Annotated in this window: 16 protein-coding genes and 1 pseudogene; 11 read left to right on the plus strand and 6 right to left on the minus strand. The window is 69.6% G+C overall.

Features of this window, described 5'->3' with window-relative positions; all coding sequences use genetic code 11:
- The first annotated feature begins 143 nt into the window (after window positions 1–143).
- The 4 genes from ACNFOC_RS16715 to ACNFOC_RS16730 all read left to right on the plus strand — a co-directional run bounded on the left by ACNFOC_RS16715 (window position 144) and on the right by ACNFOC_RS16730 (window position 5,772).
- Window positions 144–815 carry a thioredoxin-like domain-containing protein gene (locus tag ACNFOC_RS16715; protein WP_416959900.1) on the plus strand — a complete coding sequence of 224 codons (672 nt, stop codon included), beginning with the start codon at window positions 144–146 and terminating at the stop codon, window positions 813–815.
- Window positions 812–1,444: a DUF305 domain-containing protein gene (locus tag ACNFOC_RS16720; protein ID WP_416959901.1), complete on the plus strand. Its 633-nt coding sequence runs from the start codon at window positions 812–814 to the stop codon at window positions 1,442–1,444. Before ACNFOC_RS16715 ends, ACNFOC_RS16720 begins: the two co-directional genes overlap by 4 nt.
- A gap of 266 nt (window positions 1,445–1,710) precedes the next feature.
- Window positions 1,711–3,624, plus strand: coding sequence for a S53 family peptidase (locus ACNFOC_RS16725; protein ID WP_416959913.1), 1,914 nt, complete (start codon window positions 1,711–1,713; stop codon window positions 3,622–3,624).
- Window positions 3,625–3,735: 111 nt separating this feature from the next.
- Window positions 3,736–5,772 (plus strand): NAD(+) synthase, encoded by a 2,037-nt coding sequence (locus ACNFOC_RS16730; RefSeq protein WP_416959902.1) that lies wholly within the window; start codon window positions 3,736–3,738, stop codon window positions 5,770–5,772.
- Between the two features lie 44 nt (window positions 5,773–5,816).
- On the opposite strand, the gene ACNFOC_RS16735 is transcribed toward ACNFOC_RS16730, so the two are convergent.
- On the minus strand, window positions 5,817–6,386 hold the full coding sequence (locus ACNFOC_RS16735; protein ID WP_416959903.1) for a TetR/AcrR family transcriptional regulator: 570 nt from the start codon (window positions 6,384–6,386) through the stop codon (window positions 5,817–5,819).
- Between the two features lie 86 nt (window positions 6,387–6,472).
- On the opposite strand from ACNFOC_RS16735, the gene ACNFOC_RS16740 reads away from it, so the two are divergent.
- Together ACNFOC_RS16740 and ACNFOC_RS16745 are read left to right on the plus strand one after the other, a co-directional pair.
- A complete protein-coding gene (locus ACNFOC_RS16740; protein ID WP_416959904.1) occupies window positions 6,473–7,168 on the plus strand; it encodes an alpha/beta hydrolase in 696 nt (231 codons plus the stop codon).
- An 87-nt stretch (window positions 7,169–7,255) separates the two neighbouring features.
- Window positions 7,256–7,690 carry a VOC family protein gene (locus ACNFOC_RS16745; protein WP_416959905.1) on the plus strand — a complete coding sequence of 145 codons (435 nt, stop codon included), beginning with the start codon at window positions 7,256–7,258 and terminating at the stop codon, window positions 7,688–7,690.
- Between the two features lie 126 nt (window positions 7,691–7,816).
- Here the strand turns inward: ACNFOC_RS16745 and ACNFOC_RS16750 are convergent, their stop codons facing one another.
- The 4 genes from ACNFOC_RS16750 to ACNFOC_RS16765 form a co-directional block, all read right to left on the minus strand.
- The gene (locus tag ACNFOC_RS16750; protein WP_416959906.1) at window positions 7,817–9,031 is read right to left on the minus strand and encodes an MFS transporter; all 1,215 of its coding nucleotides are present in this window, start codon (window positions 9,029–9,031) and stop codon (window positions 7,817–7,819) included.
- Window positions 9,032–9,129: 98 nt separating this feature from the next.
- Window positions 9,130–10,182, minus strand: a complete 1,053-nt coding sequence (locus ACNFOC_RS16755; protein WP_416959907.1) for an endonuclease/exonuclease/phosphatase family protein — start codon at window positions 10,180–10,182, stop codon at window positions 9,130–9,132.
- A gap of 188 nt (window positions 10,183–10,370) precedes the next feature.
- Window positions 10,371–11,033 (minus strand): TetR/AcrR family transcriptional regulator, encoded by a 663-nt coding sequence (locus tag ACNFOC_RS16760; RefSeq protein WP_416959908.1) that lies wholly within the window; start codon window positions 11,031–11,033, stop codon window positions 10,371–10,373.
- A gap of 54 nt (window positions 11,034–11,087) precedes the next feature.
- Window positions 11,088–12,677 (minus strand): MFS transporter, encoded by a 1,590-nt coding sequence (locus ACNFOC_RS16765; protein WP_416959909.1) that lies wholly within the window; start codon window positions 12,675–12,677, stop codon window positions 11,088–11,090.
- A gap of 203 nt (window positions 12,678–12,880) precedes the next feature.
- Between ACNFOC_RS16765 and panB the strand changes: the two genes are divergently transcribed.
- The 4 genes from panB (at window position 12,881) to ACNFOC_RS16785 (ending at window position 16,614) form a co-directional block, all read left to right on the plus strand.
- Window positions 12,881–13,756, plus strand: coding sequence for a 3-methyl-2-oxobutanoate hydroxymethyltransferase (panB, locus tag ACNFOC_RS16770; protein WP_416959910.1), 876 nt, complete (start codon window positions 12,881–12,883; stop codon window positions 13,754–13,756).
- A gap of 331 nt (window positions 13,757–14,087) precedes the next feature.
- Complete coding sequence (locus tag ACNFOC_RS16775; RefSeq protein WP_416959911.1) at window positions 14,088–14,636, plus strand: DUF4760 domain-containing protein; 549 nt, start codon at window positions 14,088–14,090, stop codon at window positions 14,634–14,636.
- A gap of 137 nt (window positions 14,637–14,773) precedes the next feature.
- Window positions 14,774–15,793, plus strand: coding sequence for an efflux ABC transporter ATPase subunit, DrrA-related (locus ACNFOC_RS16780; protein WP_416959912.1), 1,020 nt, complete (start codon window positions 14,774–14,776; stop codon window positions 15,791–15,793).
- Window positions 15,790–16,614, plus strand: coding sequence for an ABC transporter permease (locus tag ACNFOC_RS16785; RefSeq protein WP_366092211.1), 825 nt, complete (start codon window positions 15,790–15,792; stop codon window positions 16,612–16,614). The genes ACNFOC_RS16780 and ACNFOC_RS16785 overlap by 4 nt, the downstream gene beginning before the upstream one ends.
- A gap of 75 nt (window positions 16,615–16,689) precedes the next feature.
- Here ACNFOC_RS16785 and ACNFOC_RS16790 read toward each other — a convergent pair.
- A pseudogene (locus ACNFOC_RS16790) lies at window positions 16,690–17,898 on the minus strand (tetratricopeptide repeat protein); the annotation flags it as partial.
- Here ACNFOC_RS16790 and ACNFOC_RS16795 point away from each other — a divergent pair.
- Window positions 17,797–18,019 (plus strand): hypothetical protein (locus ACNFOC_RS16795; RefSeq protein ID WP_416959914.1); only part of this gene is annotated, 223 nt, incomplete at its 3' end. The pseudogene ACNFOC_RS16790 and the gene ACNFOC_RS16795 overlap by 102 nt on opposite strands.

Consider the following 18,019-nt stretch of genomic DNA (forward strand, 5'->3'; position numbering starts at 1 on the left):
TAATGCCTGGTCCGGGGGTGACCCCGGTGTTCCCCCGACTTTCCTGTGGGCGCCCTACGAGAACGTGTTCCTCCCCACTACGATCAGCAGGGCCCGACCGTCTCGTCCTGTCCCGTCCCTTCCCCCAAAAGGACATACATCTCATGGGTTCCGCCAAGAACACCGGCACCGCGGCGCGCAAGGCCCGCATCGAGGAGATGCGGCGCGCCGAGCAGTCGCGCGAGCGACGCGCCCGGATCGTGAAGATCGCGGCGAGCACGGTGGTCGTCGCCGGTCTCGTCGTCGGCGGGGTCGCGGTCGTACACGCGCAGTCCGGCAAGAAGGACAGTTCCGCGAGCGACTCCAAGAACTCCGCCTCGGGTCACTTCGTCGCGGGCACGGACGGTGTGAACACGTGGAAGGGCACGCTGGGCCGCACCCACGTCAGCGGCACGGTGAACTACCCGATGCGCCCGCCGGTCGGCGGCAACCACAACCCGGTCTGGCTGAACTGCAACGGCGACGTCTACACCAAGTCCGTCAAGGACGAGAACGCGGTGCACGCGCTGGAGCACGGCGCGGTCTGGGTGACGTACAACAAGAAGGCCCCGGCGGCCGACGTGAAGGCGCTCGCGACGAAGGTGAAGTCGACGCCGTACTCGCTGATGAGTCCGTACGACAGCCAGAAGGACCCGATCATGCTGTCGGCGTGGGGGCACCAGCGGACCGTGAAGAGCGCGAGCGACCCGGCCGTGAACTCGTTCTTCGAGAAGTTCGTGCAGGGCAGCCAGACGCCGGAGCCGGGCGCCGCGTGCACGGGCGGGCTGTCGCAGTGAGGTCCGCGGCTCTGATCGCCGGGGCCGCGGCGACGGCGCTCGTCGCGGCCGGAGCGATCACGTACGCGGTCGCCGAGGACGGTGGCGGTTCCAGCGACAACTCCCCTGCCCCTACGGCCGATTCGGCCGACGCGGGCTTCGCGCGGGACATGGCGGTCCATCACCAGCAGGCCGTCGAGATGTCGTACATCGTGCGCGACCGCACGAAGAACGTGGAAGTACGGCGCCTTGCATACGACATCGCGCAGACGCAGGCCAACCAACGGGGCATGCTGCTGGGGTGGTTGGACCTGTGGAACCTTCCGAAGGTGTCGGCCGACCCGCCGATGACCTGGATGGGCATGGGCGACATGGCGTCCGGCAAGGACGGCGCGCTGATGCCGGGGATGGCGACCAACACCGAGCTGAAGAAGCTGAACACGCTGAGCGGCAAGCCCGCCGAGGTGTTCTTCCTCCAGCTCATGACGGACCATCACAAGGGCGGTATCCACATGGCCGAGGGGTGTGTGGAGAAGTGCCGGGTGGGGGTGGAGAAGAGGCTCGCGCAGGGGATGGTCGACGCGCAGCAGTCGGAGATCCAGTTGATGGCCGACATGCTCAAGGAGCGTGGCGCAAAAGCGCGTTCGTAAAGCATCCCTGGTCGTTCGTTACACGCCCGTAAGGAAAAAAGCCCCCAATTCACCCTGGGTGGCGGTTCCTTGGGCTTCTCTTGACTTTTGCGTTCCCCTGGCATGAACGGTTCATCGAAAGAGTGGCCCCCACGTGTGATCCATCCACGGGCCTTCCCGCCGCGGGTTCCGTAGGGATCGACGACGACCAACCACTCCATGCGTCGAACCGCATAGCAGGGGGTTTTATGAGATCCAATCGCGCCACCATGCGCGCCGGCGTGAGCATGGCAGCGACACTGCCCATGATCGCCGGTGCACTGGCGCTCGGCATACCCGCGGCGCACGCCGCGGACAGCCCGGGCCGGGACACGCTCGCGGGCACCAAGCCCGCGTGGGCGACGGCCAAGGCGGACAAGGGAGCGACCTCCGACAGCTCCAAGGTCTCCGCCCGGGTCTACCTCGCCGGCCGGGACGCCTCCGGCCTCGCGGCGTACGCCAAGTCCGTCTCGGACCCGAGTTCGGCCCTGTACGGCAAGTACCTGAGCGCCGCTCAGGTGCAGCAGCGCTTCGGCGCCACGACGGCCCAGGTGACCGCCGTCAAGTCCTGGCTGAAGTCCGCCGGGCTGAAGGTCACCGGCACCACGCAGCACTACGTCACGGTCTCCGGTGACGTGGCGGCGGTCGAGAAGGCGTTCAGCACCTCGCTGCACAACTACTCGAAGGGCTCGAAGACCTACCGCGCCCCGTCGAAGACGGCCTCCGCGCCGGACAGCCTCAACGGTGCCGTCCTGACCGTCACCGGTCTGGACAACGCCCCGCACACGGCGAGCCACGACGACGCGCTGCCGGGTCCGACCGCGGCGTTCAAGAACGCCGGGCCGTTCTCCTCGTACTACGGCTCGAACACGGCGACCACCCTGCCGTCCGCCTACGGCAAGAAGATCCCGTACGCGGTCCAGGGCTACACCGGCAAGCAGCTGCGCGCTGCCTACGGTGCGGGCAAGTACACGGGCAAGGGCGTGCGCGTCGCCATCACCGACGCCTACGCCTCGCCGACGATCGCCTTCGACGCGGCCACCTACGCCAAGGCTCACGGCGACAAGAAGTACAGCACCAGCCAGCTCAAGCAGGTGCTCCCCTCGGACTACACGCAGACCGAGGCCTGTGACGCGTCCGGCTGGTACGGCGAGGAGACCCTCGACGTCGAGGCCGTGCACGCGGTGGCGCCGGACGCGGGCATCACGTACGTGGGTGCCGCGTCCTGCTTCGACGACGATCTGCTCGACTCGCTCAGCAAGGTCGTCGACAACCACCTGGCCGACATCGTCTCCAACTCGTGGGGCGACATCGAGGCCAACCAGACCCCGGACCTCGCGGCCGCCTACGACCAGGTGTTCCAGCTGGGCGCGGTCGAGGGCATCGGCTTCTACTTCTCCTCCGGTGACAACGGCGACGAGGTCGCCAACACCGGTACGAAGCAGGTCGACACCCCGGCCAACTCGGCGTGGGTGACGGCGGTCGGCGGAACCTCGCTGGCGGTCGGCAAGGGCGACAAGTACCTGTGGGAGACCGGCTGGGGCACCGAGAAGGCCTCGCTGTCCGCGGACGGCAAGAGTTGGACCAGCTTCCCCGGCGCCTTCACCTCGGGCGCGGGCGGCGGCACCAGCAAGACGGTCGCCGAGCCCTTCTACCAGAAGGGTGTCGTCCCGAAGGCGCTCGCCACGGCCAACAGCGCCGCCGGCAACCGCGTCGTCCCGGACATCTCGGCGATCGCCGACCCGAACACCGGTTTCAAGGTCGGCCAGACGCAGACCTTCCCCGACGGTTCGGAGCAGTACAGCGAGTACCGGATCGGCGGCACCTCGCTCGCCTCCCCGGTGATCGCGGCGGTCCAGGCCCTGGCCCAGGAGGCGCGCGGCGGCAAGGCGATCGGTTTCGCCAACCCGTCGATCTACGCCAAGTACGGCACGAAGGCCTACCACGACGTGACCGACAACCCGACGGGCTCCGGCCTGGCGGTGGCGCGCGTGGACTTCGCCAACAGCGTCGACGCCACCGACGGCCTGCTGACCTCGGTCCGCAGCCTCGGCAAGGACAGCTCGCTGTCCGCGGTGAAGGGCTACGACGACGTGACCGGCGTGGGCACGCCCGCGAACGGCTACGTCGAGTCGTTCAGCCGCTCGCAGGGTCACCACTGACCCCGTAGCGGCAGCAAGTAGTCACCTGTAATGGGGTGGCGTGGGGTGCACCACACCTCGCGCCACCCCATTGCGTCGCCCTGACGATTACGGGCGATTACAGTGGACCCCGTGCCTCCACTGAACTTCTGGTCGATCTATCAGCACGGCTTCGCCCGCGTCGCCGCCTGCACGGGCCACACCGTGATCGCGGACCCGCACGCCAACGCCGAGGCCGTCCTGCGCCACGCCCGCCGGTGCGACGAGGAGGGCGTCGCCGTCGCCGTCTTCGCGGAGATGGGCCTGTGCGGCTACTCCATCGAGGACCTGCTGCTCCAGGACGTCCTCCTGGACCAGGTCGAGGAGGCGCTCCAGGAGGTGGTCACCGGCTCGGCCGAGCTGCTGCCGGTCCTGGTCGTCGGCGCCCCGCTGCGCCACCGCAACCGGATCTACAACTGCGCGGTGCTGGTGCACCGGGGCCGCGTCCTGGGCGTCGTACCGAAGTCGTATCCCCCGAACTACCGCGAGTTCTACGAGCGCCGGCAGATCGCCGACGGCGCGGACGAGCGCGGCGGTTCGATCCAACTCGGCGGCGAGAGCGTGCCGTTCGGCGTGGACCTGCTGTTCGCGGCGCAGGACGTCCCGTCCCTCGTCCTGCACGCGGAGATCTGCGAGGACATGTGGGTGCCGGTGCCGCCGAGTGCCGAGGCCGCCCTCGCGGGCGCGACGGTCCTCGTGAACCTCTCCGGCAGCCCGATCACGGTCGGCCGCGCGGAGGACCGCAAGCTGCTCTGCCGCTCGGCGTCCGCCCGTTGCCTCGCCGCGTACGTCTACGCGGCGGCCGGCCTCGGCGAGTCGACCACCGACCTGTCCTGGGACGGCCAGGCGATGGTCTACGAGAACGGCGCGCTGCTGGCCGAGACCGAACGCTTCCCGCTGGGCGACGAGTACGCGGTCGCCGACGTGGACCTGGACCTGCTGCGGCAGGAACGGCAGCGGATGGGCACGTTCGACGACAACCGGCGGACCCATCGGGCGCGTACGTCCGACTTCCGGACTGTGGGTTTTGAACTCGCCCCGCCACTAACCGACTTGGGACTCCGCCGGCGCCTGGAGCGCTTCCCGTTCGTGCCGGCCGACGCGGAGCGCCTCGCGCAGGACTGCTACGAGGCGTACAACATCCAGGTCGAGGGCCTTCAGCAGCGGCTCGCGGCGATCGGCGGCCCGAAGGTGGTCATCGGGGTCTCCGGCGGCCTCGACTCGACGCACGCGCTGATCGTCGCGGCCCGCGCGATGGACCGTGCGGGGCGCCCGCGCAGCGACATCCTGGCGTGGACGCTGCCCGGTTTCGCGACCAGCGACCACACCAAGGACAACGCCCACGCGCTGATGCGGGCGATCGGCGTGACCGCCGCCGAGCTGGACATCACGCCGACGGCACGGCTGATGCTGAAGGAGATGGACCACCCCTTCGCCTCCGGCGAGCCGGTGTACGACATCACCTTCGAGAACGTCCAGGCCGGCCTGCGCACGGACTACTTGTTCCGCCTCGCCAACCAGCGCAACGGCATCGTGCTCGGCACCGGTGACCTCTCGGAGCTGGCGCTCGGCTGGTCCACGTACGGCGTGGGCGACCAGATGAGCCACTACAACGTCAACTCCGGCGTACCGAAGACGCTGATCCAGCACCTGATCCGCTGGGTCGTCAGCAGCGACCAGTTCGACGAGGAGACCGGCAAGATCCTCACCGCGATCCTCGACACGGAGATCAGCCCGGAGTTGGTGCCGGGCGAGGAGATGCAGTCCACGGAGTCGAAGATCGGGCCGTACGCACTGCACGACTTCACGCTGTTCCACGTACTGCGGTACGGCTTCCGCCCGTCGAAGATCGCGTTCCTGGCGTGGCACGCGTGGCACGACGCGGAGGGCGGGGCATGGCCGCCGGGCTTCCCGGAGGCCAAGCGCGTCGCGTACGACCTGCCGGAGATCCGGTCCTGGCTGGAGGTGTTCTGCCGGCGCTTCTTCGGGTTCGCGCAGTTCAAGCGGTCGGCCATGCCCAATGGGCCGAAGGTCTCGGCGGGGGGTTCGCTCTCGCCCCGGGGGGATTGGCGGGCACCTTCGGACGGGTCGGCGACGGCTTGGCTGCGGGATCTGGCTCGGTTCGACTAGGGCAGCTGGCGCGGTTCGACTAGAGCAGTTGGGGGCGGTGGAGGTCAGGTGCGGTCGCCGCTGCTGGGCAGTTGGTCGAGTGTGGCGAGGAAGTCGCGGAAGGCCCGGTCGGTGCGGGTGGTGTCGCCGGTGGCGTCGAGGTCCATGAGGAGACCGCGGATGACGGCGAGGGCGAGCGTCGCCAGCTCCGGCCGGCCGATGCTCCGCAGCCCGTCTTCTAGCGGCCCGAGCCAGTCGGTCGTCGCGGTGCGCCGGAAGTCGGGCCACAACTGCCGCACCGCGCTCGGGTGCAGCTGACTGAACATCCGCAGATACGGCCGCCCGCCCGAGCCGGTGATCGAGGTCCAGGCGCGATCCAGGGTGACGGTGTAGGGCTCGCCGGGCCGTACCCGCAGGAGGTCGCCGAAGGTGTCGAGCTGGCGCCGGCGCGCGCGTCCGAGGACGGCCCGCAACAGGGCGTCGCGGGTGCCGAAGTGATAGATCAGCATGCGGGCCGAGGTACCGGTGGCGGTGGCCAGCGGTTCGAGCCGGTCCGGGAGACCGTGTGCGAGGGCGTGGTCGGCGCAGGCGTCGAGGAGCCTGTCCTTGATGTCCGGCTGCGGTCGTCTGCCCATGCCGACACTTTTTCGCGTAACTGCGGCTACGTCTACCGTTGATCGAAAGACGGTCGAGGCAGACGCAGACGTGGGTGGAGGCAGCGATGAGGGTCGTGTTCGTGCACGGGGCGTGCGTGCGGGACGGGTCGTGGTGGTGGCATCGCACCGCCGAACTCCTCCAGGAACAAGGGGTGTTGAGCGTGACTCCGGCCCTGCCGAGCTGCGGGGAGACGGACCTGCCCGCGGGCACCGGCGGTCCGGGACTGCCCGAGGATGTGGCCGCCGTGCGGCAGGTGCTGCTGGACACCGACGAGCCGACCGTCGTCGTCGCCCACAGCTACGGCGGCATCGTCGTCTCGGAAGCCGCCGCGGGCGTCGGATCGGTACGCCACCTGCTGCTGGTCTCCAGCTACCTGCCCGAGGTCGGGCAGAGCCTGTCGGAGTTCGGGGACGGCGGCCCCGCCCCGTTCCTCGACGTCGACCCCGACACCGGCACCTTCGGTGTCCGCCCCGAACTGCTCGTGGACACGTTCCTTCAGGACTGCGACCCCGAGGACCAGGCCGAGGCGGCGAATCACCTCGCCCGGCAGAGCGTGCGGGTCACCGGAGAGCCGGTCAAGGCGGCCGCATGGCAGCAGGTGCCCTCGACGTACCTCGTCTGCGCCCAGGACCGGGGCACCCCGCCACGCCTCCAGCGCGAGTACGCCCGCCGGGCCGGCAGCGTGGTCGAACTCGACGCGGGCCACCATCCGTTCCTGTCGCGGGCCGCGGCGGTCCGGGATCTGGTGCTGGGCCTTTGACGGTCGGCGCGGACCGGTCGCGCCGGGCCGGGCCCGCGGTGACACCCCAGGGGCTCGGCCGGCAGCATCCGCCACTACGGTGGGCCGATGGCGTCGATCAAGCAGTTCCAGGTCACCTTCGACTGCGCGGAGCCCGAGCGCGTCGCCCGTTTCTGGTGCGAGGTGTTGGGATACGTCGTGCCGCCTCCGCCGGAGGGGTTCGCCTCGTGGGGCGATTTCGATCACTCGCTGCCGTCCGAACGTCAGGGTTCGGCGTTCGCGTGCGTCGATCCCTCAGGGGTGGGCCCGCGACTGTTCTTCCAGCGTGTTCCCGAAGGCAAGGCCGTCAAGAACCGGGTTCATCTCGACGTGCGGGTCGGCACCGGGCTCGTGGGTGAGGAGCGCCTCGCCGCGCTGGAGGCCGAGTGCGCGCGGCTGCTCGCGCTCGGCGCGGTACGCGTACGCCTCCTGACCGCCGACGGCTACAACGAGTCGTGCCTGGTGATGCAGGACGTCGAGGGCAACGAGTTCTGTCTCGACTGAGGGGACGTGACAGTCGGACGGGGTTGTTGCCCGGCGTCGACGGCAGTGGTCGTGGCGAGGTGCCCGCCCCGCCGGTCAGAAGGTGAACCTTCCAACTGACCGGGACGGGTTGGCGGGTGGGAGGAGTCAGGGCTGTAGTGCCGGGGCCTGTTCGGGGACGTGGGCTGCGACCACGCGTTCGCGGCCCGGTACCGCTCGGTGCCGGTCCACTGTCGCCGCCGTGGCGGCAACTCCCAGTCCCAGTACCGCCAGCACCGCGCCGGCCAGTGCGGGGGACGTGGCGCCGAAGCCTGCCGCCAGGGCGAGGCCGCCGATCCAAGCGCCGCCCGCGTTCGCCAAGTTGAACGCCGCCTGGTTTGCCGACGACGCCAACGACGGGCCTGCCGACGCCTTCTCCATCACCATCAGCTGGAGCGGGGAGCCCGTCACGAACGCCGCCGTGCCCAGGAGGACGACCGCCAGTGCCGCCGTCCACTCCGTCGTCATCAGGAGCGGGAACAGGGCCAGGACGACGGCCAGGGACGTCAGGCCGCCGAACAGGGTGCCCCGGAGGGAGCGGTCCGCCAGGCGGCCGCCCATCAGGTTGCCCGCCGTCGCGCCCACGCCGAACAGGGCCAGCAGCAGCGTCACGCTGCCGTCGGCGAAGCCCGCCGCGTCCGTGAGCATCGGGGTGATGTAGCTGTACGCCGAGAAGAGCGCCCCGAAGCCGGCCACCGTGGTGCCGAGGGCCAGCCACACCGGGAGGGAGCGGAGAGCCGCCAGCTCGCCGCGCAGGCCCACCTTCGGGGCGTGCGCGTGGTCGTGCGGGATCAGCAGGGCCAGCGACGCTATCGCCACCAGGCCGATCACGCTCACACCGAGGAACGTGGCCCGCCAGCCCAGGTGCTGGCCCATCAGCGTGGCCGCCGGTACGCCCACGACGTTGGCGACCGTGAGGCCCAGGAACATCAGGGAGACGGAGCGCGCCTTGCGTTCGGGCGCGACCATCGTCGTAGCGACCACGGCTCCTACGCCGAAGAAGGCGCCGTGCGGCAGGCCGCTCAGGAAGCGGGCCGCGAGGAGGTAGTCGTAGTTCGCGGCGAAGGCCGAGAGGACGTTGCCCGCCACGAACAGGGCCATCAGGCCGATCAGGACCGTGCGGCGGGACAGGCGGGCGGTGACCGCCGCGAGCAGGGGGGCGCCGATGACGACCCCCAGCGCGTACGCCGAGACCAGGTGACCCGCCGTGGGGATCGAGACGTGCAGGTCGTCCGCGACCTCGGGCAGCAGGCCCATGATCACGAATTCGGTGGTGCCGATACCAAAAGCGCCGACGGCCAGAGCGAGCAGGGCCAGGGGCATGGAAGTGCCTGTGCCTTTCGAGGGAGAGCGGAGTTCCGTACTACCGAGCTTAAGTTCAGTTACGGAACAAAGACTCCCAGGCCCGCTATTCCACGCGGTTAAGAACTCGTGTCGAGGTTCACACGGGCCGCGATCGGGAGATGGTCGCTGCCCGTCTTCGGGAGGGTCCACGACGACACCGGCTCGATGCCCTGGACCATGATCTGGTCGATCCGCGCCATCGGGAACGACGCCGGCCAGCTGAACCCGAAGCCACTGCCCGCCGCGCCCTGCGTGGAGCGCATCTGGGAGGTGACGGCGTTCAGCGAGCGGTCGTTCATCGTGCCGTTGAGGTCGCCGAGGAGGATCTTCCGCTTGAGCGGCTCGGCGGCGATGGCCTCACCGAGCGCGTCGGCGCTCGTGTCGCGCTGCCGGGCCGTGAAACCGGCCTCGATCTTCACCCGCACCGAGGGGAGGTGGGCGACGTAGACCGCGATCTGTCCCTCGGGGGTGGCGACCGTGGCGCGCATCGCGCGCGTCCAGCCCAGCTTTATGTCCACGGCCTTGATGCCGCTCATCGGGTACTTGCTCCACAGCCCGACCGTGCCCTCGACCGAGTGGTACTTGTAGGTTGACGCGAGTGCCTTCTCGTACGTCGGGACCGCCGAGGCCGTCAGCTCCTCCAGGGCGACGACGTCCGCGCCGGAGGCGGCCACGTCACGGGCCGTACCGGACGGGTCGGGGTTCTCCGCGTTGACGTTGTGCGTGGCCACCGTCAGATCGCCGCCGGTGCCGGTCTTATCGCTGAGGAGCAGCCCGCCGAAGAGGTTCAGCCACACGACCGTCGGGAGTACGACGGCGATGAGCGCGGTCGCCGACCTGCGGACCAGGCCGAGGATCAGGAGCACCGGGATCATCAGCCCGAACCAGGGCAGGAACGTCTCCGTGAGGCTGCCGAGGTTGCCGATCCGGTTCGGGATGCGTGAGTGCAGCAGCATGACGAGGGAGAGCAGGATCGCCAGTGCGGCGAGGATCAGGCCCCGGCGCCAGATCCGCGGGTCGCCCCGCCAGCCGCCGGTCAGTCTGTTCCACAGGCGCCGAAGCCGGGATCCGCGCGGCTCGTCCCCCGAGCCGCCGTCGTCCGTCTCCGTCACATACGCCTGCTGTGCCATACCGTCGCCTCACTACCTGCCGTGCACACCATCGTCCCCGCGCCTACGACCCTAGGGGATGATCGGTTCCGATCCGCCGTCCCATGACGGCCGTACGGGCACGAGGACGAACAAGTCGGTGTCCGAAGTTCCGAACACGCGCGGCGGCAGCGCCTTCTGTGACGGAACGCGCACATTCGGACGGGTGCTCAGATCTCGGTCCTGACGGGCCGTAGGGCCACCAGCACGGTGTCGACGAGGAGTTCCGACAGGCCCTCGGGGAGGTCCGCGTCGAAGCGCATGACGGTGCGCAGGAGCATCGGGCCGACCAGCATGTCGTTCATCAGCTCGGCGTCGATGTCGGTGCGGAGTTCGCCGTTCTCCTGGCCGCGGCGCAGGAGGTCGACCTGCTTGCGGCGGCGGGGTTCCACGACGGTCGCGTGGTAGGCGGCCCACACCTTCGGGGCGCTCTTCATCTGCGCGTACACGTTGTGCAGGAGTGCCGAGGACCGGGTCATCAGGCCGCGCTGGCGCAGCTGTTCCATCATGGCCACGAGGTCGTCGCGCAGGGAGTCGCCGGGCAGTTCGGGGTCGTGCGGCTCGGCCTCGCGGACGACGTCGACGAACAGCTCCTCCTTGCCCGGCCAGCGGCGGTAGATGGTGGCCTTGCCGACTCCGGCGGTACGGGCGATGCGCTCGATGGAGAGTTCGGCCAGCGGCACGCCGTCCTCCAGGAGCTTCATCACGCCCTCCGTGATGGCACGTTCGACGGCCTCGCTGCGCGGGCGTCCCCTGGTGGGCGCGCACGGCCGGGTCCCGCTGTCGGTGCCATGGTCGTTGCCGGTGGCGGTGCCGTCGTCGGCAAGGCTCACTTCACTCCGTCCCTTCCGCTGTTCCCCCCGTTCCGTCTCGGGTGATTGTCGTCGCTACTCCCCTACGACGACCAACTCCTGCTCCTCCTTGCCCTCCTGAGGGACCGGAGGCCTGCCGGGCAGGAACAGGAACGCCACTACGGCGCCGACGATCGCGACGCCCGCGCCGCACAGCGCGGTGACGTGCATGGCGTGCAGGAACGCGTCGTTGGCCGGGGTGACCAGGGCCCTGCCCTGCGGGCCGAGCTTCGCGGCGACACCGAGGGTGGCCTCGATGGACTCGCCGGCGGTGTCCCTCAGGGCGGCCGGCACCGAGCCGAGCTTGCCCTCGATGCCGTTGCGGTACGCCGTGGACAGCACCGAGCCGAGGACGGCGATGCCGAGGGCGCCGCCGACCTGGCGGAAGGTGTTGCTCAGCGCGGACGCGGAGCCCGCCTTCTCGCGCGGCAGGGCCTGCATGATGACGACGCTGGTCGGGGTCATGACGTGCGCCATGCCCGTGCCCATGAGGAAGAAGATGACCTCCAGGACCCAGATCGGCGTGTCCGCGTCGAGGGTCGCGAAGGCGGCGAGCATCCCGGCGAGCAGCACGAGGCCGACGCCCGTCGTGGCCTTGTGGCCGAACCGGTCGACGACCAGCCGGGCCCGCGGCGCGAAGATCATCTGCGCGGCGGCCAGCGGCAGCATCAGCAGGCCGGTCTGCAACGGTGAGTAGCCGCGCACGCTCTGGGTGTAGAAGACCGAGAAGAAGGTCACGCCCATCAGTGCGAAGAAGACCAGGCCCATGGCGGCGATCGCGGCCGAGAACACCTTGTTCTTGAAGTACGTGACGTCGATGGAGGGGTGGTCGCTGCGCTTCTCGAACCAGACGAACCCGGCGAGGACCAGGACACCGGCGATGATCGTCGACAGCACCTTGGGCGCCGTGAAGTCGGCCAGCTCGCCGCCCTCGATGATGCCGTAGACCAGCAGGACGAGGCCTACGACGGACAGGACGACGCCGACCGGGTCGAGGCGGCCGGGCTTCGGGTCGCGGGAGTCGGGGACCAGCCAGACCATCAGGGCGAGGGCGATCAGCACGATCGGGACGTTGATCAGGAAGACCGAGCCCCACCAGAAGTGGTCGAGGAGCACGCCGCCGGTGATCGGGCCGATGGCGATGGCGAGGCCGACGCCGCCGGCCCAGATGCCGATGGCCTTGGGCTGCTCGTCGCGCTCGAAGACGTTCATGAGGACGGCGAGGGTGGCGGGCATCACGAAGGCGGCGCCGAGCGCCATCAGGGCGCGGTAGCCGATGAGTTGGTCCGGCGAGCCGGACTCGGCGGCGAGCGCGGAGCCGATGCCGAACACGACGAGCCCGCCGAGCAGGACCTTCTTGCGGCCGATCCGGTCACCGAGCAGGCCGGCGGTGAACAGCAGGCCCGCGAAGACGAGGGTGTAGGCGTTGATCGCCCACTCCAGCTCGCTCTGTGTCGCGCCCAGGCCGGTCGGGGCCGGGGTGGAGATGGTCTTGATGGCGACGTTGAGGATCGAGTTGTCGAGCACCACGATGAGCAGGCTCAGCATCAGCACGCCGAGGATGGCCCAGCGGCGGCGGTGCACCGCTTCGGGTATCCGGGTGCCAGGGACGGGTGGAGTGGTCATGCGGTCCAGACTAGGGAACCGCGGACGCATTTCGATACGAGACCGTGCCGTATCGTAAATATTTTACTCAGGCCTTACGCATGCCCTCCCGCGTGATGTGGGTGACGGAGGTCCCTCTGGCCCTCCGTGGCACGAGGTGCCACCATGGAGGGGATCTGGGGACGCCGTAAGGGTGCCTCAAGATGACTGAAGGAGCCGTTGCAATGACGCAGCTTTCGGCTGCCCAGGCTGGGAAGAACAGCTCCTCCGACGGCGGCAAGACGCTGTACGGAGGCAAGGGCACACGCCGTATCACCGTTCGCGACATCGCCCTCGCCAAGGAACGCGGCGAGAAGTGGCCCATGCTCACCGCCTACGACGCGATGACCGCGTCCGTCTTCGACGAGGCCGGTATCCCGGTCATGCTCGTCGGGGACTCGGCGGGCAACTGCCACCTCGGGTACGAGTCGACCGTGCCCGTCACCCTCGACGAGATGGCCATGCTGTCCGCCGCGGTCGTACGGGGCACGAGCCGCGCCCTGATCGTCGGCGACCTGCCGTTCGGTTCCTACCAGGAGGGTCCGGTGCAGGCGCTGCGCTCGGCGACCCGGCTGGTGAAGGAGGCGGGGGTCGGCGCCGTGAAGCTGGAGGGCGGCGAGCGGTCGCACGAGCAGATCCGGCTGCTGGTCGAGTCCGGGATCCCGGTCATGGCGCACATCGGTCTCACCCCGCAGTCCGTGAACTCGATGGGGTACCGGGTGCAGGGGCGGGGCGAGGAGGCGGCTCAGCAGTTGCTTCGGGACGCGAAGTCCGTGCAGGACGCGGGCGCGTTCGCCGTCGTACTGGAGCTGGTGCCGGCGGAGTTGGCGGCCGAGGTGACTCGGGTGCTGCACATTCCCACGGTCGGGATCGGGGCCGGTGCGGAGACCGACGCGCAGGTGCTGGTGTGGACCGACATGCTGGGGCTGACGGGCGGGAAGATGCCGAAGTTCGTGAAGCAGTACGCCGATCTGCGTGCGGTCATGGGCAACGCGGCGAAGGCGTTCGCGGAGGATGTCGTGGGCGGAACGTTCCCGCTGGAGGAGCACTCGGTCCACTGACCGGGCCGGCCCACCTGGTCCCTGGCCCACCTGAGCCACCTGAGCCACCTGAGCCACCTGAGCCACTGCGGCACGATGGCAGCCCGCCGATCATCCCCCGTCGGCGGGCTGCCCCTTTCCCGCCTGCCGCCCGCCCCTCTGCCCGTACCCCATGATCCCGTCGTACCGCGGGGATCATGAACCGTCACGATCCCGCAGGCTCCGCGAGTCGACCTGAGTAGCGACGGGCTCACTGCAAGAGCGGGCAGAAATGTTCCAGATGTGCGCATCCGGCTTGGCGGCTGCGATTCCTCTCTAGCTTGACCGGATGCTCAAAGCGTTCCTCATCAACGTGCTCCCCGTCGTCATCGCCGTGATCGCCATCGCTGTTCCCACCTGGATCGGTGTCCGGCAGACGCGGATCAGCCGGCACGTGAACAATATTCAGGCGATGATCACCCTGCTCGACGAGTTCCGGTCAGCCGCGTTTCACGACCAGCACGACTACGTGTGCAACCGCCTTCAGCAGGAACACGACCCGAGCGAGGGAGTGCGCGGGCTTCCCGACGAGGCGAAGGCGGCCTTCTGCAATGTCGTGTACTACTACCAGTCCTTCGCCACCCTGACCGTCTTCCAGCTCGTGGACGAGGAGTTGTTTCTTCCGCTTCTACGTCACCGGATCATCCACGTCTGGAGGGCCACCCAGCCATTCGTGGAACGAGAGCGCGAGTTGCGGGGAAGCGACAGCTCATACCTCGCAGTGTTCCAGGAATTCGCCCACCGGACGGCCGAACTGCCCAGCACGTATATCCACGACCGCATTCTCGACACCCGGCGCAACCGGCGAAGGCTGTTCTCCTTCTGGACAAGCCGCCGTCGTTCCGCACCGGACGGCATGTGATCCGGGGCCGGCACAGCTACGGCAATACCGCTGCGGGTGGGTGGGCAAGGGCGGTGCGCAGCGGCCGTCGGTCAGGTGTCGGTGGCTGTCGGTGGGATGTAGGCGTTCTGTCGGTCGGGGCTGGCACTGTCGTTGCCATGACGCGAATCGACATGAATTCCGGCGGCACGGCCGTGTCCGTGCGGGGGCTGGTCAAGCACTACGGCGAGACCAAGGCGCTGGACGGCGTCGACCTGGACGTCCGGGAGGGCACCGTGATGGGTGTGCTCGGGCCGAACGGTGCCGGTAAGACCACCCTCGTACGGATCCTGTCCACACTGCTCGCCCCGACCTCCGGCGAGGCCACCGTCGCCGGCTACGACGTTCTGCGCCAGCCCCGCCAGCTGCGCCGGGTGATAGGCCTCACCGGCCAGTACGCCTCCGTGGACGAGAAGCTCCCGGGCTGGGAGAACCTGTACATGATCGGGCGGCTGCTCGACCTGTCCCGCAAGGACTCCCGGGCCCGCGCCGACGAACTGCTGGAGCGGTTCTCGCTGACGGACGCGGCGAAGCGGCCCGCCAGCACGTACTCGGGCGGTATGCGGCGGCGGCTCGACCTCGCGGCCTCGATGATCGGGCATCCGCAGGTGCTGTTCCTGGACGAGCCGACGACGGGGCTCGACCCCCGCACCCGCAACGAGGTGTGGACCGAGGTGAAGTCCATGGTCGGCGGCGGCGTGACCGTGCTGCTCACCACCCAGTACATGGAGGAGGCCGAGGCGCTCGCCTCCGAGCTGACCGTCGTCGACCACGGCAAGGTCGTGGCGAGTGGCGCCATCAATGAGCTGAAGGCGAGGGTCGGGGGGCGGGCGCTGCGCATCCGGCCCGCCGATCCGCTGCAACTGCGGCCGCTGGCACGGGCGTTGGACGAGCTGGGCATCACCGGACTCGCCACCGTCAGCGTCGACGTGGAGAGCGGCACGGTCCTGGTGCCGATCCTCAGCGACGAGCAACTGACCGCCGTCGTGGGCGCGGTGAGCGCCCGCGGCATCACCATCGCCTCCATCACCACCGAACTGCCCAGCCTGGACGAGGTGTTCCTGTCCCTCACCGGACACCGCGCCAGCGCCCCGCAGGACTCCGTGCCCACCCACGACCGCGAGGAGGTCGCCGTATGAGCGCCGTCGCCGTGAGCCCCGCCGACGTATCGGCGGCGGACCCCCGTATCCCGCTGCGCAACCATCTGCGCCACACCGGCGCGCTGATCCGCCGCAACCTGCTGTGGATCCGGCAGGACCCGGAGTCGATGTTCGACGCCATCCTGTTCCCGGTCATCTTCACGCTGCTGTTCGTGTACGTCTTCGGCGGCTCGATCGGGCAGTCGCTCGGCGGCGGGCAGGAGGCGTACGTGCAGTACGTCGTGCCCGGGCTGCTGGCCATGATGGGCATGAACATGGCCCAGGGCGTGGGCACCGGCTTCAACACCGACTTCCACACCGGGGTCATGGACCGGTTCCGGTCGCTGCCCATCGGGCGTGCCTCGGTGCTGATCGCCAAGATCTCGGTCGAGATGATGCGGATGCTGGTCGCGTCCGCCGTGCTGATGGTCGTCGGTGTCCTCGTCGGCTTCCACATCCACCACTGGCTCGGCATGTTCGCCGCGATCGGACTGTCCGCGGTGTTCGGCTCGGCCCTGATGTGGGTGTTCCTCACCCTCGGCGTGACCATGAAGAGCGCGCAGTCCGTGCAGGCCATGGGCTTCCTGGTGCTGATGCCGCTCCAGTTCGGCTCGTCGATCTTCGCGCCGACCGGGTCGATGCCGGGCTGGCTCCAGAACTTCACCGACTACAACCCGCTGTCCGCCCTGGCCGACGCGGCCCGCGGCCTGATGGTGGGCGGCCCGGTCGCCCACGGCACGCTGCTGACGCTGGCCTGGTCGGTGGGGCTCACCGCGGTGATGGCCCCGATCTCGATCTACAAGTTCCGCACCAAGACCTGACCGCGCCGGGACGGACCACCACCAGTGGATACCGGTGGTGGTGGTACGTCCCACCGTACGTCCCACCGGTTCGCGTCAGCGTCGCACCAGGGCGGCGGCCTCCTGCACGGAGAGGCCGCCGCCTTCGGCGTACCCGGCCTCGCACGCCTCGAAGGTCTCGTCGCCGAGCGCGGCGCGGGCGTGCCGCTCGGCGTGGAGATACACCGCGCGTTCCATGGACGTGCTGACGTGCCCGGGCGGCAGCAGCGCCCGCGCCGCGACAAGACAGCGGACGCCGTCCCGCGCGCGGCCGCCGCCGTCGACCTCGGCGAGGCCGATCGCGGCGATGGCCAGGTACAGCGGGGTCATGTGCGGGGCGATGGCCTCGGACAGTGGGTCACCGGCCCGGTGCAGCGCCTGCCGGATCTTGTCCAGAGACTCCTCGTAGGCGCCGTCGAGCGCCTCCACCCAGGCCTCCGAGCCGAGGATGAACGCGTCGAAGACGACGAAGTGGGCGATCGCGAACTCCTCGCGCAGCAGCCGCAGTTGTTCGCGTGCCTCGGCTACCCGGCCGGTCATGCCGAGGTGGCCCGCGAGGAACATCCGGGCGGCGGGCATCGCCTCGTTGCCCAGGCCGTGCGGCTTCGCGATCACCTCGCGCAGCATGCGCTCGCCCCGCTCGGGCTCGCCGCCCTCGAGGAGCGCGCTGCCGAGCCGGGCGCCGAGCACGGCCGTCTGGCCGCGGGCGCCGAGCCGTTCGGCGTGTTCGATCGCGGCCTCGTAGTCGCCGGCGGCCGACTCGTACTCGCCGATGCGTTCCCGGGCCTCGGCGCGCGCCGAGAGCGCCTCGGCGGTGCCCCAGACGTCGCCGAGCCGGCGGAAGATCTCCAGCGACTCGTCGGCGTCCCGGGCCGCGTCGCCCGCCCAGTCGCTGCGGTTGGCGAGCAGGTTGGCGCGCATCTGAAGGGTGGTGGCGAGCTCCCACTCCATGCCGGGGGTGGCACGGCAGGTCTCGACGCCGGCATCGAGGATCACGGGCAGCCGGTCCACGCTGCCGGTCAGCATCACGGCGTAGAACCAGAGCATGCCGGGTGTACGGCAGGTCTGTGGGAAGCCGGGTTCGTAGACCTCGGTGATCAGGCGCAGTTTCTCCTTCGCCTCCGGGGCCTCCCAGGCCTCCAACTCCGTGTCCATCCAGCCCAGATGGGCGAGGTGGACGCCGCGTCGGGCCTCGTCGAGGAGTTCGCCGGTGAGCGGGGGCGGGACGTCGGTGCAGCGCTGCCAGACGGGGGCGGCGCGGCGGACGCCCAGCAGCCGTTGACCGTGGCCGCGAGCCCGTCCAGCGCGTCCTTCGTGGCGTTCGGATCGGCCGTGGAGTTGTTCTCGATGAAGGAGAAGACCTTCCAGCGCCCGTCCGCGGCCTTGG

The organism is Streptomyces colwelliae (assembly GCF_048158785.1).
GTDB lineage: Bacteria > Actinomycetota > Actinomycetes > Streptomycetales > Streptomycetaceae > Streptomyces.

Bases quoted from the DNA above. Each gene is read 5' to 3' on its own strand.
- ACNFOC_RS16785 (WP_366092211.1), top strand. From the start codon at position 15,790: ATGAGCGCCGTCGCCGTGAGCCCCGCCGACGTATCGGCGGCGGACCCC.
- panB (WP_416959910.1), top strand. From the start codon at position 12,881: ATGACGCAGCTTTCGGCTGCCCAGGCTGGGAAGAACAGCTCCTCCGAC.
- ACNFOC_RS16765 (WP_416959909.1), bottom strand. From the start codon at position 12,677: ATGACCACTCCACCCGTCCCTGGCACCCGGATACCCGAAGCGGTGCAC.
- ACNFOC_RS16715 (WP_416959900.1), top strand. From the start codon at position 144: ATGGGTTCCGCCAAGAACACCGGCACCGCGGCGCGCAAGGCCCGCATC.
- ACNFOC_RS16750 (WP_416959906.1), bottom strand. From the start codon at position 9,031: ATGCCCCTGGCCCTGCTCGCTCTGGCCGTCGGCGCTTTTGGTATCGGC.
- ACNFOC_RS16725 (WP_416959913.1), top strand. From the start codon at position 1,711: ATGGCAGCGACACTGCCCATGATCGCCGGTGCACTGGCGCTCGGCATA.
- ACNFOC_RS16780 (WP_416959912.1), top strand. From the start codon at position 14,774: ATGACGCGAATCGACATGAATTCCGGCGGCACGGCCGTGTCCGTGCGG.
- ACNFOC_RS16745 (WP_416959905.1), top strand. From the start codon at position 7,256: ATGGCGTCGATCAAGCAGTTCCAGGTCACCTTCGACTGCGCGGAGCCC.
- ACNFOC_RS16755 (WP_416959907.1), bottom strand. From the start codon at position 10,182: ATGGCACAGCAGGCGTATGTGACGGAGACGGACGACGGCGGCTCGGGG.
- ACNFOC_RS16735 (WP_416959903.1), bottom strand. From the start codon at position 6,386: ATGGGCAGACGACCGCAGCCGGACATCAAGGACAGGCTCCTCGACGCC.
- ACNFOC_RS16740 (WP_416959904.1), top strand. From the start codon at position 6,473: ATGAGGGTCGTGTTCGTGCACGGGGCGTGCGTGCGGGACGGGTCGTGG.